Here is a 15,690-nt window from a genome sequence, read left to right as displayed (position 1 = left end):
AGCACTCGCTCGGGGCGCGAAGCGGGTCTATGCGGGCACCCGACAGCCCCTGACCCACCCCGACTCACGGTTGAGGCCCCTGGCACTGGATGTCACCAACCCCGCACAGATCCAGGCGGCCGCCAGCGAGATCGAGTCGCTCGACATCCTGATCAACAACGCCGGCATCATGCTGCCCGACGAGTTCGATCCTGCCGCGCTTGAGCATCACCTGGCTGTGAACCTCTACGGCTCCAGCGCCATGACCCAGTCCTTCCTGCCCGCGCTGATCAACTCGCGGGGCGCAGTCATCAACCTGTTGTCCTGCGTCGCGCTCGCCCCGTTGCCGATGTTCACGTCCTACTCGATCTCGAAGGCCGCAGCGTTCTCGCTGACCAAGACCCTCCGCGCCCTCCACACAGGGCAGGGCGTCAGATTTCACGCCGTGCTCGCCGGCCCGATCGACACCGACATGACACGGGCACTCGACATCCCCAAGACCTCCCCACAGGCGGCCGCGCATGCCATCTTCGACGCGGTGGCGAAGGGCGAAGAGGACATCTTCCCCGATCCCGCCACCGCACCCTTGACGGAAGCCTGGGCCGCAGGGGCGGACAAAATCCTTGAGCGCCAGTTTGCGCAACTCGTGCCAGCAGAGGCCGCCGGGACATGAGTCACGTGCAGGCCCACAAGCGCACCGACTTGCGTACAGCCTCCTCGTCCTGTCGGGTCGTACTCGACCTAGCCGAAGCGGGTGGTTGCTGATCGGCTCTGCCGTCAGGCTCGCGCGTCGAGCTGTTCGCGGCGATCCGCCGTGAGGCCCGTTCTGGGTTGTCGAATCGGGCTCTGCAACGCAGGTACGGAGTCGGGTACCGAACCGTCGCCGCGGCCATGGAATCGGCGTGGCCGCAGCCACGTAAGGGCGGGCATCGCGGCTGAACCCATACCGGAAAGTCATCGACAACTGGCTCCGCGACGACCTAGAGGCTCCGCGGAAGCAGCGGCACACCGCGAAAAGGATCTTCGATCGGCTCCTTGACGAGCACGACGCCGGCGGGCAGGTGTCGTACTGGATGGTGCGCGCACACGTCGCCACCCGCCGCCGTGAGATCCGCATCGAGGCCGGCCACGAGCCCGCAAACCCCTTCATCCCCCAAGAACACCTCCCCGGTCGGGAGGCCGAGGTCGACCTCGGCGAGGTGGCCGTGCGGCTCCGCGGCGAGCTGGTGACGTGCACTGTTCTGCCTGCGCGCTGGAGTCTGGCGGGACGTCGTGACCGCGTTGCAGACCCGCGCCGACGCGGTGGGGCTGATCACCTGGGACGTCAGCGTCGACTCCACCAGCGCCCGGGCTCATCAGCACGCCGCTGGCGCCCGCTCCCGTGGCGAGTTGCAGGTCGAGTCGCCCGGTGGCGTCGACGACGAACCGGCCGATCACGCGTTGGGGCGCCGCGGCGCGGGTTGACCACGAAGCTTCACCCGGCGTGCGATAGACACGGCCCAGTAGGAAGCAGAATCCCGCCGTTGCGCCAGCGTCCGGGTTGTACGGACTGGACCGAACGATCCGCGGGCTACTCCGGGCCCCGGGGATGCCGGTTGTCTCCCGTTCCATGAACGTTCAGCCAGTTGTCCCTGTCTGCGTTGTGTGCCGTCCCTACCTTGCTTGAGGCTACGAAAGAAGGGGCTCATGGACGCACTCCTCGCAATCCGGGCTCGCGGTATCACCAAGTGTTTCGGCGACGTCGTCGCGCTCGACGGCATCGATCTCGATGTGCCGCAGGGGCAGATCCACGGCTTGGTCGGGCCGAACGGCGCCGGCAAGACGACATTGCTCGGGCTCCTGCTGGGCCTGGCCGTTGCCGACAGCGGTCGCCTCGAGGTCCTGGGTACGCCGGTCGGGCCGGCGCTCGCCGTTCCCGACGGTGTCGCCGGCTTCGTGGACGGGCCCGGCCTCTACCCCTCGCTCACCGCCCGGCAGAACCTCGCCGCGCTGGTCGCTCTCCGCGGCCGCGACCTGCCGGCAACGTGGATCGACGACGTGCTCGGCCAGGTCGGGCTCACCGATGTCGCCGACGACCGGGCGAGCGGCTTCTCCCTCGGCATGCGTCAACGGCTCGGGCTCGCCGCCGCCCTGCTCACCAAGCCCCGGCTGCTCGTGCTCGACGAACCGTCCAACGGCCTCGACCCGGCGGGCAAGAAGCACGTACACAATGTCCTCACCCGGCTCGCGGCAGACGGAACCAGTGTCGTGCTCTCGAGTCACCGCATGGACGACCTCGAGGCACTGTGCTCCGAGGTCACCATCGTCGCCACCGGACGGGTCGTCTTCTCCGGCCCGCTGAGCAAGCTGGCCGCCGAGAACCGGGAACTCGACTACCGGCTGCTCACCTCCGACCCGCAGGCCGCCCGCCGGCTGGCGGTCGATACGGCCGGCGTCCACGTCGTCGACGCCTGGGCACCGCACGACGCCGAAGTGCTCGTCGTGCGCGCGCTGGTGCCCGCCCTCGACGAACTCGTGGTGCGGCTCGTGCACGCGGGCATCGCGCTGCGTGAGCTCGCACCCGTGGTGTCGCCGCTCGAGGCCGCGTTCCTCGCCCTCACCGAGCCGCAGGAGGCCAACCGATGACCACGACCAGCGTCGACGACCGCGCCACCGGCACCCGCCGGGTCCCGGTATTACGCGGCTACCGCTTCGAGCTGGTCAAGCTGGTCTCCCAGTGGCGGATCCGCCTGCTGGTCCTCGCCTGCTGGATCGCGCCGGCGCTGTTCGTCGCCGCGGTGAGCCAGCAGAGCACGCTGCCTGTCGACACCCTCTTCGGTCGATGGATGCACGCCACGGGATGGGCCGGACCGCTGGTGGTGCTCGGTTTCGCGGGCACCTGGGGGCTCCCGCTGCTGACCTCGGTGGTCGCCGGTGACGTGTTCGCCTCCGAGGAGCGGCTCGGCACCTGGCGCCACCTGCTCGTGGCGGTCCGGTCACCTCGACGGATCTTCGCGGCCAAGGCACTGGCCAGCCTCACCGTCATCCTGCTGCTCGTGGCGGGGCTGGCCGGTTCCAGCGCGGCCGGCGGGGTGGTGGCGGTCGGCAACCAGCCGTTGGTCGGCCTCGACGGCCACCTGCTGACGCCGGCGGACGCCGCCGGGAAGGTGCTGCTCGCCTGGGTCTGCGTACTCGCCCCGACCCTGGCCCTCGCCGCGATCGGGCTACTCGGGTCCGTCGCGCTGGGGCGGTCCCCGATGGGACTGCTGCTGCCCGCGCTCGTCGCGCTCGCGATGCAGCTCGCCCAGATGCTGCCGCTCCCCGTCGCCGTACGCCTCGCCCTGCCCGGCTACGCCTTCATCGCCTGGAACGGCCTGTTCACCAGCCCGGCACAGCTCGGCCCGCTTCTGATCGGCATCGTGGTCAGCCTGGTGTGGGCCGTGATCGCGACCGCGCTGGCTTACCTGCTCTTCCTGCGCCGCGACTTCACCAACCTGGCCTACGACGGCTCGGGGCGCCGCGCGGTCACCGCCGGAGTTCTGCCGCTCGTCGGGCTGGTCGCCGTGACGGTCGCGGTCGTCGCCGCGGCGACCCCGGCAACGGGCTCCGGGATCGAGCAGGACAAGGTGCAGCGCTCGGTCGCCACGGCCTTCGCCCACCTCTACCGCATGCAGACCAAGCAGCTCAACCGCCCCGACGTCACCGAAGCGCAGCTGAAGGTCACGGCGACGTGCAACAAGGGCGGCGGCAACGTCGCCGCCCACGGGCCGGGCAACGACTGGCGCTGCGTCATCTCCTGGCATCTCCCCGACGTCGAGGCCGCCGGGACGGCCATCTATCAGCTCGACGTCACCGCAGACGGGCGGTTCGTGGCCGATGGCGACGGACCGAAGGAAGTGAACGGCTACTTCCTGGTGCGGACCCCGACCGGGGACGCACCGAACCCGCTCTGGCAGTTCGACGGCAACGTCGCACTGCTTCCCACCACGAAGGGATAAGTAAATGCAGGTAACACGCCGCCGTCGGCGTGTCGAGAAGGACCAATCCGGCCTTCTCGGTCGACAAATCCGCCGGATACCCCTCGTAACGGCCGGCGCCACCGCTGTCGTCGTGGCCGCCGGCACCGGTATCGGGTTCGCCCAGACACACCAGTTCGGCACCGACCAGGTCGGCCAGATGACCGACAAGGGCCTGCTCGTGTCCGGTGACCAGTACATCAACCCGATCGGCGAGCGACTGGTCATCAACAACGGTAAGATCATGTCGTCCTCGGTCAGCCCGGACGGCACCCACCTCGCCGCCTCGATCACCGACGGCGGGATGGCGCTCGCCATCGTGGACCTGAAGGACTGGAAGGTGCAGCAGCTCGTCGGCAACAACGCGGCGGCGAACCTGCGCATCAGCGGCAACGACGTGGGCCAGGAAGGTCCCACGTACTCGCCCGACGGTTCGCAGCTGTGGCTGGGCCAGGCCGACGGCTACCGCAAGTTCACCGTGAACCCGGACGGCAGCCTCGCCGACCCGGCGTTCATCCGGATCCCCCAGGACGGGCCCAAGCGCGCGCTGGCGAGTGAGGCGGTGTTCTCGCCCGACGGCTCCACCGTGTACTCCGCGGTCAACGGCCAGAACCGGGTGGTCGCCATCAACGCGGCGACCGGGGCCATCGAGCAGAGCTGGGCCGTGGGCAACGCCCCGCGGGACATGATCCTGGTCGGTACCAAGCTGTACGTCAGCAACGAGGGCGGGCGCCCGGCGAAGCCCGGCGAGCCCACGATCAACTCGTACAACACGCCGGTGCTGGCCGACCAGGTGACCGCTGCCACCCTCAGCGGCACGGTCAGCGTCATCGACCTGGCGAACCCGGCGGCCACCCCTTCGAGCATCGACGTCGGCCTGCACCCGACCGCCCTGTATGCCAAGAACGGGGCGCTGTTCGTCACCAACACGGCCACCAACGACGTGTCGGTCATCGACACCGCGAGCGACAAGGTGGTCCAGACCATCGCCACCCAGCCGTGGCCGGAGGCCTCGGTGGGCTACGAGCCCGACGCGGTGACGCTCACCGACGATGGCCACCTGCTGGTGACGCTCGGCCGCGCCAACGCGGTCGCCGTCTACCGGTACACGACCCCGCTGGAGCCGGTCAGCTACGTCGGCCTGCTCCCGACGGACTACTTCCCCGCAGAGATCGCCACCGTCGGTAACGACGTGGTGGTCTCCAACACCCGTGGTATCGACGCCCGTCGCCCTAACAACCCCGCGGGGCACGGTACCCACGACACGACGTCGAGCCTGACGCGGTTCACGCTGCCGAGCGACGAGGTCATCAAGTCCGAGACCGGCAAGGTCTTCAGCCAGAACGGCTGGCACGGCGGCTCGGTCACGCTGACCGAGGGCAAGGGCGACGCGAAGCCGGTGCCGGTGCCGCTGCGGCTCGGCGACCCCTCGACGATCAAGCACGTCTTCCTGATCGTCAAGGAGAACCGGACCTACGACCAGGTCTTCGGTGACGACCCGCGGGGCAACGGCGACCCGGCGCTGGCGCAGTTCGGCGAGAACGTGACGCCGAACCAGCACGCGATGGCTCGGCAGTTCGGACTGTACGACAACACGTACGACATCGGCACGAACTCGGCCGAGGGTCACAACTGGCTGATGCAGGCCGACAACCCGGAATACACCGAGTCCTCGGCCGGTGAGTACATCCGCAGCTACGACACCGAGAACGACGCCCTCGGCCACCAGCGGACCGGCTTCCTCTGGACCGGCGCGCAGGCGGCCGGCAAGACCGTACGGAACTTCGGTGAGTTCCACCAGTTCCTGACCAAGCCCGCCGGCGCGAGCTGGCAGAACCTGTACTGCGACACCAAGAACATGGCGGCGACCGGGCAGGACACCGCCTACAACCTGGTCTCCTCCTCGCCGATCCCGTCGCTCAACAGCGTGTCGGTGCCCGGCTTCCCGAAGTACGACCTCGGCGTCCCGGACATCTACCGGAACGAGATCTGGAAGCGTGACTTCGAGAAGCACGGGCCGGCGAATTTGAACATGTTCTGGCTCTCCAGTGACCACACCGGTGGCCCGCCGAACGCGGCCGCCCAGGTCGCGGACAACGACCTCGCGGTCGGCAAGATCGTCGACACGATCTCGCACAGCCCGTACTGGAAGGAGTCGGCGATCTTCGTCGTCGAGGACGACTCCCAGGCCGGCCTCGACCACGTCGACGGCCACCGTTCCCCGATCCAGATCATCAGCCCCTGGGCCCGGCACGGCGTCGTCGACAGCCACTACTACACGCAGATCACGATGATCCGGACCATCGAGCAGATCCTCGGGATCAAGCCGATGAACCAGAAGGACAGCGCGGCCAGCCCGATGCGGGGAGCGTTCACCCAGAACCCGGACTTCACGCCGTTCGCCGCGCTGCCCAACCGGACCTCGCTGACCGCGGGTCTGAAGACCCCGCCCGCCTGCGGTGTGGACACCCCCGCGCCGCAGAACCCCCTCGCCGCGGCCGCGCCGTCCGCGACCGTGCCCGCGGACAAGCAGCAGGTGGCGGCGAAGTGGGACGAGTGGAAGTCGCACCAGCGGCTGACCGGACCCGACGCCAAGCCCGACTTCGCCAACCCCGCGCAGATGAACCACTTCACGTGGTACCAGGCGCACGACTGGAAGAAGCCGTACCCCGGCGAGGACAAGATCGTCGCGCCGGAGGACGTGCCGGGCGCCTACATCCCGCCGGCGGAGTCCGACGGCTGACGTAGGCTGATCGCCTCACAGGGGCCCCTGACCGGCGTCACCGCCGGCCAGGGGCCTCTTCGTGTCCTGCCCGGCCTCCGTCGAATTTCTTCGATCGAGGTCTCTGATCAAGGTGGTGGGGCGCGCGGTTGATCTTTGTTGGGTGCGCGTTCTCGGTTTGGGCGTGCTGGTGGGCCGGCACATCGGCCGGTTCCTCAGGTGCTACTCGTCGGGGCGGTCAGCCGGTGGGTCGGGGCAGGGCGGCGAGTCGCTGGAACGCGGTAGCGAGAAGGCCCATGGCCACTGTTCGGCGATGCGGAGCCGGGTCGTGCGGGCGGTCCGGGCGTTGACGTGCAGCAATCGGTAGCGCAGCTTCTTCGGTTCGGCGATGGCGAGGTCGCCGTGCAGGAGCAGAAGTTGGGTCCGGGCGAGCAGGTCGATGCCGGTCAGGGCGAGTTGCAGCCAGGCTTGGTTTGATGGCGAAGACCCGGGACGGGAACCGGCCGGAGCCGGTGTCCTTGCCGGTGCGGATCGGGCGTGGCCGCGGTGGCGGGCTTCGAGCCCGGATCATGGCCGCCCTGTCGCTGCCACAGCACGGCCAGCACATCACCGAACAGACCGGTCAGCCCGGTCACCTCGGCGACGTCGGCGACCAGGCGGGCGCCGGCATCCCAGATGGGAGGTACCTGCTCGCTTTCGGGCATGAACCACAGCCGGGCTAATGAAGCGCCGAGGCTAAGCATCCTGACTGTGTACGTCTGGCGTACCTGGCTCTGCATCCGAACCCGTACGCCGACAGCGACATGCGCGACTGGTGCGACGGTCGCTCGCCTGGGGTCGTGCCGCGCACCGATCGTCAGCCACGAGTGCCGCCGAGTTCGTTTCTTTTGGCGAGGCGCTGGGCTTGCCCGTTGTGCACATCGCTTACCCACTCCCAGCCGGGCTTAGCCGATGGGCCGACCCGCGGGTCACTGACAACCTGATTGTCACGCAGGGCCTGCACGTACGCCCGATCCTGGTCGATCCGTGCGCGTAGCTGATCAGCTCCGCCGACGGACCCGTGACCTGGGATGAAGACATCGACGTCACCCGCCACGCCTTCGAGCAGCCGCAGCGCGGCGAGGTAGTCCTCGATCGGGTCAGCGGCGCTCAGATCGAGCATCGGAATCAAGACATCAGAAAGCATGTCGCCGGCGACGAGAACCCTGCGTTCCTCGATCAACAGTGCCGCATGGCCCGGAGCATGTGCCTGATGCTCGATGATCCGGACCTTGGGACCGTCCCAAGGAATCTGTGTCGCCTCGGCGGGCAGGCCAGTGATGAGACCCAGCAGGTCCAGCGGTACCTCGATTTCCGGCGGTAACTCCTCGGCGACGTGGTCCTTCCACTGCGCGTCCGATAGAAAGGCTCGGATATCAGCCGCGCAGCGGGCTGTACCGTAACGGGGCGCTTCGCCGAGCTTGGCGTTCCAGAGCAGGTGATCCCAATGTGGATGCGTCGAAAAGCCTGCCACAACGGGCTGGCCCAACTGACGAAGGTCGTCCGCGATGGCGACCATTTCGTCGTCCGTTATCCCGGCGTCGATGAGTAATACGCCGGCCCGGCCTTGCACGACAACGGCGTTACTCTCAATGAACTCGCTCTCGTGGGCCAGTACACCCTCCGCGACCTGCCTCAGCATGAGCTCGCCTCCGTTGCATCCAGGATGGCGTAACGATGCATCGTGACGCCCTGCTTGAACGATCGCTGCTCGAGCAGGTCGAGCTCGATCGGCACGTCGTAGTCGTCGAACAGCGGCCTGCCGAAGCCGAGGATCGCCGGGTGGGTGAAGAGCAGCAGTTCGTCGAGCAGCCCCGCCCGGAGCAGTTGCGTGGCGAGCGCCGCGCCGCCCACACCGATGGTGCCGTCGGTCCGGGCTCGGAGGTCGGCGAGTTGCTCGATCGCGTCGTCTCCGCCGATGATCCGGGTGTTGTGATCGGCGCTGCGGCGGGTGCGGGAGACAAGCACCTTGGGTGCGGAAGTCCAGATCTCGCCGTACTCACGCATGACGTCCGGCAGCGACGCGTCCTCGCGCGCCCGTGGCCAGTACTCCTCCATCGTCTCGTACATGACCCGGCCCTGGACCATCAGCGCGAGCGCTCGCGCCTGCGCGTTGAACTCGCGGTGCAGTTCCTCGTCGATGCGCAGCCACTCGCCAGCACCGTTGTCCCCAGGAACTTGCTCGATCCGCAGGTCGAGGGACACGTTCATCCAGTACTCGAACCGGCCCATCATCTCCTCTTCCAATAGTGATTGCGTTCTGCAACCACTATATTGAGGACGAAATACCTGTCAAGGAGGAATCGTGGAACCACGGTCCGGGTGTCCGATCAACGCCGCCGTCGAGGTGCTCGGAGATCGCTGGTCATTGCTCGTGCTTCGCGACGTCATCTTCGGCGACCGCCGCTACTTCCGGGCGCTGCTCACCGGGTCGATCGAGGGCATCGCTTCGAACATCCTCGCCGACCGCCTCGTGCGGCTCGTCGACGCAGGAATCCTCACCCGCGGCACCGCAGCGCGGGGGCAGCGCGCTCGCTACAGCCTCACCGAAGCTGGTATCCAGACTCTTCCGATCATCTACGCACTCGGCAACTGGGGGCTCGACTGGCGCCCGGGCAGCGACGAGCTCCGGAGCCGGCAGCAGTTCATGCGCGATGAGGGTCCGGCGTTCATCGAGGAGCTCATGGACGAGCTTCGGGTGCGCCACCTGGGCGCCCCGCCGAAGCCGCACCACGGCCCGGGACCCCTCGAGCGCCTAAATGCCGCCTACGCCGCTGAGCAGGAACGCCTCGGACGCCACCGCGTGGCGGGGCCTTCAGACGATTGATCAGCAGGCCTCGACGAAACCCTGGTCAACCCAGTCTTATCGGCAAGATCGGCGAGCAGCCGTGTGCCGGCATGACCGACCACACCCCGAGCCCACCGATGACGGCAACCTGTTCCCGGACACCTTAGCCAGCCACCCTTGCTGAAGGCCAAGGCTCTCCTCGTCCGTCGCGGAGCTGACTGACCGGAGGCGTATCAAAGCGCTTCGAGCCTCCTCTGGATCGGTATGGATCCGGCAGTCCAGCCGGACCTGACACGGAGGAAAGCCATGTTGAACACGGCAAACCAACGCCGGCCCGGTTTTCGGGGCGTGGCGCTGGGCTGCACGCTTGCCCTGGTGGGCAGTCTCGTGGTGGCGGGAACCGCCGAGGCGGCGCCCGAACAAGTGGTGCCGATCTTCGGGGTGACGCAGGAAGGACTCATCCCGTCGGAGGGGGAGAAGCTCGCCGGCACCTTCGGCATCCCGAACGCCTTGGAGACGACCGGCTCGTTCAGCTACGTCGACACCGAGCGGTTCAACCAAGTGCCGCTGGTCCAGGTGGGCGAGGGCAAAGACGAGTCGGGACGGCCCACCGTCTCGCAGGCCGTCGATCTGGACGCGCTCAAGACGATCAAGCCGGTCTCGGACGAGCAGGCACTCTCCGGCGCCCGCCAGCTTGTGGAGCAGGCGGGCCTCAGCCCGGAGATGGCGGTCGAGCCGAAGGTCTCCCACTCCGAGCTGACCCTGGCCGACGAGCGGGACCAGCCGTCGCTTACCCAGCCGCTGGACACCACGGTCAGCCATCGGATCACGCTGGCCGGGCTGCCGGTGACCGGGCAGGGGGCGCGGCTGCGGATCACCTTCGCCCCGGACGGGACCGTCAGCCAGCTCTCGCATGCCCTGCGGAAGGTGGTGCGGGCCGGTGAAGTCGCGGTGATCAGCGAGGCGGAGGCGACCGCGTCCTGCGCCGCCCTCTATCCGTCGGAGGTCCGCCAGCTGACCCCGACCCTCGGCTACCAGTTCCCGGAGCTGACCGCCAGCAACGCCGACGGCAAGGGCACGATAGCCACCATCTACCCGCAGTACACCTGCAACCCGGTGGCCGAGTCCGGCACCCAGGCGCACCGGCTGGTGCCCGCCGTGCCGGACGCCAGCCCCCGTGGTGATCTCAAGGTGACCCGAAGTGGTGACACGATCGAGGCGTCGGTCTCCGTCGCCGGTGGCAGCGAGCCGCTGACGTACGGCTGGTCGTCCTCGTCCACCGTGTTGGCGAGCGACCGGCGCGACCTGCCGGCGATCTCCTACCAGCGGGCGCCCCGCGACAAGTCGGATACCGCCGAGCAGGTCACCGTGGAGGTCACCGACGCCAACGGGCTGACCGCGACCGCATCGGTGACGCTCGCCGGGGACGGCAGCGCGTCGGCGACCATGGTGCCCGGTGGCGGCGGCTTCGGTGAGTTGGCGATCGGCCCGCTGGACGTCGGCATCGAGCAGACCGTCGACGAGTGGCAGTGCGCCCAGGACAGCGCCAACGGCTTCCGCAGCGTGATGACCTCGAAGGGCGTCCCGGCGGCGTTCGACTGGCGTGGGTACGGGGCCTGGGAGTGGGACTTCAAGGAGCCGAGCCTGGGTGGCGGTGACAACTACTACGTGGACAACGTCGACGCCGCCTGGTACACCGGGCACGGCTCCGCCAGCGGATTCACCTTCAAGAGCAACGTCAACGACCACTGGATCACCCCCGCCGACGCCCGCTGGGGCAACGGCGACCTCGAGTGGCTGCAACTGGAGTCCTGCCAGGTGCTGCGGGACACCAACGGCACCCACGACTACTTCGCCCGGTGGCGGCCGGCCCTGCGCGGGCTGCATATCCTCAACGGCTTCCACACCAACGCGTACTGCGTCGGCGGTGGCACCGGGCGGACCTTCGCCGAGTACCTGTTCCCCAAGAAGTTCCTGTTCTGGACCCTCCGGCCGGCGCAGCGGGTGCAGGTCGCCTGGGCGCAGATGGCGATCAACCGGGAGCCCACCGGCGTGGTGTACCGGTCGATGGGCCCGTGGCGGCCGAGCGACGGGGTGAGCAACATCGGTGACTACTTCTGGGGTCAGGGACCGGTCGGCCCCGACCTGCCAATGTCCGCGACCATGGGCATGTGGTCGATCAGCGGCACGGTGTAACCGTCCGGTGACCCGGTGGCCATCCGCGCGGGTGGCCACCGGGTACGTCCGGCGAGCCGGCAGGCCGGCTTGCCGTCAGCGCAGCGAGACCCAGGCGGTGGCCACCACGTACTCGTCGGTCTGGGCGCGCAGCCGCACCGGGCCGGGCGGCGGAGGGCCCAGCGAAAAGAAGCCCACCGTGTCGACCACCGCCTCGTCGTAGCTGCCGGAGGCGGTCTGCGCGCTGACCCGCCCGCCATGGGGCGGGGACAGCTGGCCGACGATCCCGGCGTCGGTCACCTCGATCTCGAGCACGACCGGGCCGCCGCGGAACGACAGCGTCCGCGCCGAGCCGGCCGAGCGGGTCAGCCCCGCCGGCTCCGCGTCACACGCCGAGTCGAAGGTCAGCTCGGCGAGCGCCAGCTCCGTGTCCACTGTGCGCCAGGTGAAGGCCGCCCGCGCCGCGGCCAGGAACTCCTCCGGGACCGGCCCGACAGCCCACAGCGCCGCCCCCAGCTCGGCCGTCAGGGCGTGGTCATCGTCCGGCGGCCACGGCTCCATCGCGTTCACCTCCGTTCGCCTGCGTCGCTGACGCCGCGAGGAACGGGGCCAGTGCCGGGCAGTTGCGCAGCCGGTGCAGGCAGCGGGCCTGGGTCGGACCGATGCTACCGACCGGGACGCCCAGGCGTTCGGCGATCTCCCGGTAACTGGCCGGCGGGTCGGCCGTCAGCAGGGACAGGAGCTCCTGGCAGCGCGGCGGCAGCTGCGCGAATCCCTCGCGCAACGCCTGCTGCCGCTCCGCGCGCAGCAGCTCCTCGTCCGGGGCCGTGGCGTCGGCCGCGCGGGACAAGCCGTGGTACGCGTCGTCGTGCGGGTCGAAGGGCTGGGTGCGCCGGCCGAGGCGGGACAGCCGGTAGCACTCGCGCCGGGTCGTGGTGGCCAGCCAGGTGGCGAGGGCCTGCGGGCTGCGTACTCGGCCCACATGCTCCACGAGGCGCAGCCAGACGGTCTGGTTGATGTCGGCGGCGTCGGCGCGGCTCAGGCCGTACGACCGGATCACCGAGTAGACGAGCGGGGTATATCGGTGGACCAGCCCCGCCCACGCCGATTCGTCCCCGTCCGCGGCGGCGGCCACCAGGCTGGTCGTACTCCGGTCGGTCATCGTGGCTTTCCCCGGTCGCTGGTGCGGCTCATTTCACGAGCACGCCGTAGTCGGGGTGCCAGCGTGGCTCCGCGAGCAGCGCCAGCCGGGCCGCGTCGGCGCTCAGGCCGCCGGCGCTCATCAGGGCCGCGAGCCGACCGGAGACGTGCGCGGTGGCGAACGATGTGCCGGCCCAGGCGGCGAAGCCACGGAACACCCGGGTCGGCCGGCCCGGCAGCGGCAGCTGACCCTCGACGTACGTGCTGTCGCGCTCGCCGACCGCGCAGACGTCGACCCACGGCCCGAAACCGCTGTAGGCGGCCGGCACCAGGCCCTCGGCGTCCCAGCTGACCGCCGAGACCGCGATGACGCGGGCCAGGGCGGCCGGCCAGATGGGCCGGCTGCTGCCGGCGTTGCCCGCCGCCGCGACCACGGCGCTCGTCGTGGGCAACGCGGCCACGGCGTTGGCCAGCGGCAGCGACGGCTGGTCGTCCTGGGTGAACCCGCCCAGGGACAGGTTGACCACAGACACCTCCGGCGCGAGCCGGTCCATGGCGGCCACCACCGACTCCTCGTCGCCGACGCCGGTGGCGTTCAGTGCCTGCTCCGGGTCGACGCGCACCCCCGGCGCGGCCTGCCGTACGACGCCGGCGACGAAGGTGCCGTGCCCGCCCTGCGCGGCGAGCACATCGGTGTGCACGTACAGCGGGTCCTCGTCGTCGATCTCCGGCAGGTACGCGTCGCCGAGCCACTGCGGGTGGTAGCCGCCGGCCTGCCGCCAGATGCCCGTATCGCAGATCCCGACCGTCACCCCTGCACCCTCGCCGAGCCGGGACTTGTCCGGCGGCGGCAGCTCGGCGGCCGCCAACGGCGGGCTGCCCGGGTTGCCCATGATGTTGCCCAGTCCCAGCAGCACGTGGTGCGGCTGCACGTTCGGCACCGGTTGCCGGGGCCACTGCTCAGGGTCGCGCAGCTTTGCCACCACCGCTGGAACATCGGTCTCCCGGTCGAACAGCAGCCGGGTGACGCCGGCGAAGCCGGCTCCGACGGTCACCGGGTAATCGCGGGCGCGCAACCAGGCGATGACCCGCTCGGCGTCGGCGTCAGCGGCGAGCAGCTGCCGAGGACGGTAGAGGAACTCCCGCCCCGGCGTGGTATGCCGGCGGACGTTCTTGTCGTTGGCCAGCGCCTCGTCGAACGCCCGCTGGTAGGCGTCGTCGTCCGCGCCGTCGGCAAGCGCCGGCGCCGGGCGCAGTCCGGCGCCGAGCGAGGCCGCCGCCGCGGCGAGCGCGGACGCCGCCAGCAGTTGCCGTCGGGACAGCCGGCCGCCCGGGTGCGGTGCGGTGGGATGGTCAGGCGGCACGGGTCCTCCATGCGGTCGACGAATGCCCCGCCGGTGGCCGGCACGGCACGTTCAACGGGCGCCGCCGATTCTTCCAGGGCATAGTTCCGAGTCAATGTCGGGAATGACGGGTGCGGAATTCCGACAATTCCGTGACCGGTTGCCGACATTGACGGACTCGTCGTCCATCATGGACGCTGTTGCCATGGCCGACAGCGCCGGTTCCGGTGCCGGGGCGGTCCAGGCGGCGCTGGACGCGGTCCAGCGTCATCCCCGCGAGGCGATCGCCATCGCTCAGCACGCGCTCGCCGACGACCCCGCCGTCAGCGACGACGAGCGATCCACCGCCGAGCGTGCCATCGGCCTGGCCCTGCGGGAACTCAACGACCTGCCCGGCGCGCTGCACCACCTACGGCGCGCGGTACGCCTCGCCGACACGCCCCGAGCCCGGGCGCTGGCCCGGATGAGCCTGGGCTACGTACTGGCCAACGCCGGCCGCACCGCCGCCGCACTGCGCGCGGTGACCGCCGCGCTGCCGCAGCTCACCGGCGCCGACGCGGGGCGGGCCTGGATGCAGCGGGGCGTGGTGCTGCACTACCGTGGCCGCTACCCCGAGGCGATCCGCGACTACGGCCTCGCCATCGACATCGCCCAGCGTGAGGGCGACCTGCTGCTGGAGGCGCGGGCCCGCAACAACCGGGGCCTGCTCAACGCCGGCCGAGACGCCGCCGGCGGCGCGGACGACGACCTCGCCCGCGCGGCGGTCGCCTTCCACCGGCTGGGGCTGGATCTGGCGGCTGCCGACGCCCGCTGGAACGGCGGGATCGCCGCCGGCCGACGTGGCGACATCGCGGCGGCGCTGCGCTGTTTTGCCGCCGTCGACGAGGAGTACCGCCGTCTTGCCGTTTCCCGACCGGCGCTGCTGCTGGACCGGTTCGAGCTGCTGCTGTCGGTGCCGTTGGTCGACGAGGCGGTCGAGGTCGCCGCGACGGCCGTACGGGAACTGCGCCACCGGGGCATGGCTTCCGACCTCGCCGAGGCGCTGCTGGCGCGGGCCCGGGCCGCGTTGCTCGCCGGCGACCTGGACACCGCGACCCGAGCCGCCGCCGAAGCCCGGGCCCGGTTTCGCCGACAGGGCCGACACACCTGGGCCGCCTTCGCCCGACACGTCGGGCTGCGCGCCGAATACCGCCGGGGCATCCGCTCGACCCCACTGCTCACCGCGATGATGCGTACCGCCGACCAGCTCGACGCCACCGGCTGGCCCGGCCCGGCCCTGACCACCCGGATCGAGGCCGGCCTGCTCGCCGCCGCGCTGGGACGCCCCGGCCACGCCCGGGAACTGTTGGCGACGGCCAGCCGGGCCCGCCGCCGCGGCACCGCCGACCGGCGGGCGCAGGGCTGGTACGCGCTGGCCCTGTCCCGCCGGCTCGTCGGGGACGACCCCGCAGCGGCCTGGGCGCTGCGCCGGGGATTGGCCGTGCTCGACCGGCACCGCACGTCGCTCGG

General features: G+C 70.1%; 13 protein-coding genes and 2 pseudogenes. 8 read left to right on the top strand and 7 right to left on the bottom strand.

Going from position 1 to position 15,690, the window contains the following annotated elements; all coding sequences use genetic code 11:
* From ONA70_RS26385 to ONA70_RS26365, 5 genes are all read left to right on the top strand, one after another.
* Positions 1-652: SDR family NAD(P)-dependent oxidoreductase (locus ONA70_RS26385; RefSeq protein ID WP_265009181.1), on the top strand; the 652-nt coding region annotated here is incomplete at its 5' end.
* 599 nt (positions 653-1,251) lie between these two features.
* Entirely contained in the window at positions 1,252-1,443 is a 192-nt protein-coding gene (locus tag ONA70_RS26380; RefSeq protein WP_406601245.1) for a hypothetical protein, read from the top strand.
* 222 nt (positions 1,444-1,665) lie between these two features.
* Positions 1,666-2,604, top strand: a complete 939-nt coding sequence (locus ONA70_RS26375; protein ID WP_265009180.1) for an ABC transporter ATP-binding protein — start codon at positions 1,666-1,668, stop codon at positions 2,602-2,604.
* Positions 2,601-3,956, top strand: a complete 1,356-nt coding sequence (locus tag ONA70_RS26370) for an ABC transporter permease (RefSeq protein ID WP_265009179.1) — start codon at positions 2,601-2,603, stop codon at positions 3,954-3,956. The genes ONA70_RS26375 and ONA70_RS26370 overlap by 4 nt, the downstream gene beginning before the upstream one ends.
* A 112-nt stretch (positions 3,957-4,068) precedes the next feature.
* Positions 4,069-6,717, top strand: coding sequence for a bifunctional YncE family protein/alkaline phosphatase family protein (locus ONA70_RS26365; protein WP_265009178.1), 2,649 nt, complete (start codon positions 4,069-4,071; stop codon positions 6,715-6,717).
* Between the two features lie 217 nt (positions 6,718-6,934).
* Here ONA70_RS26365 and ONA70_RS26360 read toward each other — a convergent pair.
* The 4 genes and pseudogenes from ONA70_RS26360 to ONA70_RS26345 all read right to left on the bottom strand — a co-directional run.
* Positions 6,935-7,257, bottom strand: a pseudogene (locus tag ONA70_RS26360) (transposase); the annotation flags it as partial.
* On the bottom strand, positions 7,143-7,439 hold the full coding sequence (locus ONA70_RS26355; protein ID WP_265009182.1) for a hypothetical protein: 297 nt from the start codon (positions 7,437-7,439) through the stop codon (positions 7,143-7,145). The gene ONA70_RS26355 and the pseudogene ONA70_RS26360, both read right to left, overlap by 115 nt.
* 113 nt (positions 7,440-7,552) lie before the next feature.
* Positions 7,553-8,377 carry an MBL fold metallo-hydrolase gene (locus ONA70_RS26350; protein ID WP_265009177.1) on the bottom strand — a complete coding sequence of 275 codons (825 nt, stop codon included), beginning with the start codon at positions 8,375-8,377 and terminating at the stop codon, positions 7,553-7,555.
* Complete coding sequence (locus ONA70_RS26345) at positions 8,371-8,967, bottom strand: dihydrofolate reductase family protein (RefSeq protein WP_265009176.1); 597 nt, start codon at positions 8,965-8,967, stop codon at positions 8,371-8,373. Before ONA70_RS26345 ends, ONA70_RS26350 begins: the two co-directional genes overlap by 7 nt.
* Positions 8,968-9,040: 73 nt before the next feature.
* Between ONA70_RS26345 and ONA70_RS26340 the strand changes: the two genes are divergently transcribed.
* Both ONA70_RS26340 and ONA70_RS26335 read left to right on the top strand, forming a co-directional pair.
* A complete protein-coding gene (locus ONA70_RS26340) occupies positions 9,041-9,562 on the top strand; it encodes a winged helix-turn-helix transcriptional regulator (RefSeq protein ID WP_265009175.1) in 522 nt (173 codons plus the stop codon).
* Between the two features lie 336 nt (positions 9,563-9,898).
* Entirely contained in the window at positions 9,899-11,719 is a 1,821-nt protein-coding gene (locus tag ONA70_RS26335) for a DUF6345 domain-containing protein (RefSeq protein WP_265009174.1), read from the top strand.
* A 75-nt stretch (positions 11,720-11,794) separates the two neighbouring features.
* Here the strand turns inward: ONA70_RS26335 and ONA70_RS26330 are convergent, their stop codons facing one another.
* From ONA70_RS26330 to ONA70_RS26320, 3 genes are read right to left on the bottom strand one after another with little or no spacing between them, the layout of a single operon-like run.
* On the bottom strand, positions 11,795-12,259 hold the full coding sequence (locus ONA70_RS26330) for a hypothetical protein (RefSeq protein WP_265009173.1): 465 nt from the start codon (positions 12,257-12,259) through the stop codon (positions 11,795-11,797).
* On the bottom strand, positions 12,234-12,860 hold the full coding sequence (locus ONA70_RS26325; protein ID WP_265009172.1) for an RNA polymerase sigma factor: 627 nt from the start codon (positions 12,858-12,860) through the stop codon (positions 12,234-12,236). The genes ONA70_RS26330 and ONA70_RS26325 overlap by 26 nt, the downstream gene beginning before the upstream one ends.
* Before the next feature lie 28 nt (positions 12,861-12,888).
* A complete protein-coding gene (locus tag ONA70_RS26320; RefSeq protein WP_265009171.1) occupies positions 12,889-14,202 on the bottom strand; it encodes a S8 family peptidase in 1,314 nt (437 codons plus the stop codon).
* A gap of 184 nt (positions 14,203-14,386) precedes the next feature.
* Between ONA70_RS26320 and ONA70_RS26315 the strand changes: the two are divergent.
* Positions 14,387-15,690 (top strand): annotated as a pseudogene (locus tag ONA70_RS26315) (hypothetical protein); the annotation flags it as partial.

Source organism: Micromonospora yasonensis (assembly GCF_026013475.1).
GTDB lineage: Bacteria > Actinomycetota > Actinomycetes > Mycobacteriales > Micromonosporaceae > Micromonospora > Micromonospora yasonensis.
This window is presented reverse-complemented; position numbering and strand designations above follow the sequence as displayed.

Coding starts and splice junctions, on each gene's coding strand:
- ONA70_RS26375 (WP_265009180.1), top strand. CDS start 1,666: ATGGACGCACTCCTCGCAATCCGGGCTCGCGGTATCACCAAGTGTTTC.
- ONA70_RS26370 (WP_265009179.1), top strand. CDS start 2,601: ATGACCACGACCAGCGTCGACGACCGCGCCACCGGCACCCGCCGGGTC.
- ONA70_RS26355 (WP_265009182.1), bottom strand. CDS start 7,439: ATGCTTAGCCTCGGCGCTTCATTAGCCCGGCTGTGGTTCATGCCCGAA.
- ONA70_RS26350 (WP_265009177.1), bottom strand. CDS start 8,377: ATGCTGAGGCAGGTCGCGGAGGGTGTACTGGCCCACGAGAGCGAGTTC.
- ONA70_RS26345 (WP_265009176.1), bottom strand. CDS start 8,967: ATGGGCCGGTTCGAGTACTGGATGAACGTGTCCCTCGACCTGCGGATC.
- ONA70_RS26330 (WP_265009173.1), bottom strand. CDS start 12,259: ATGGAGCCGTGGCCGCCGGACGATGACCACGCCCTGACGGCCGAGCTG.
- ONA70_RS26325 (WP_265009172.1), bottom strand. CDS start 12,860: ATGACCGACCGGAGTACGACCAGCCTGGTGGCCGCCGCCGCGGACGGG.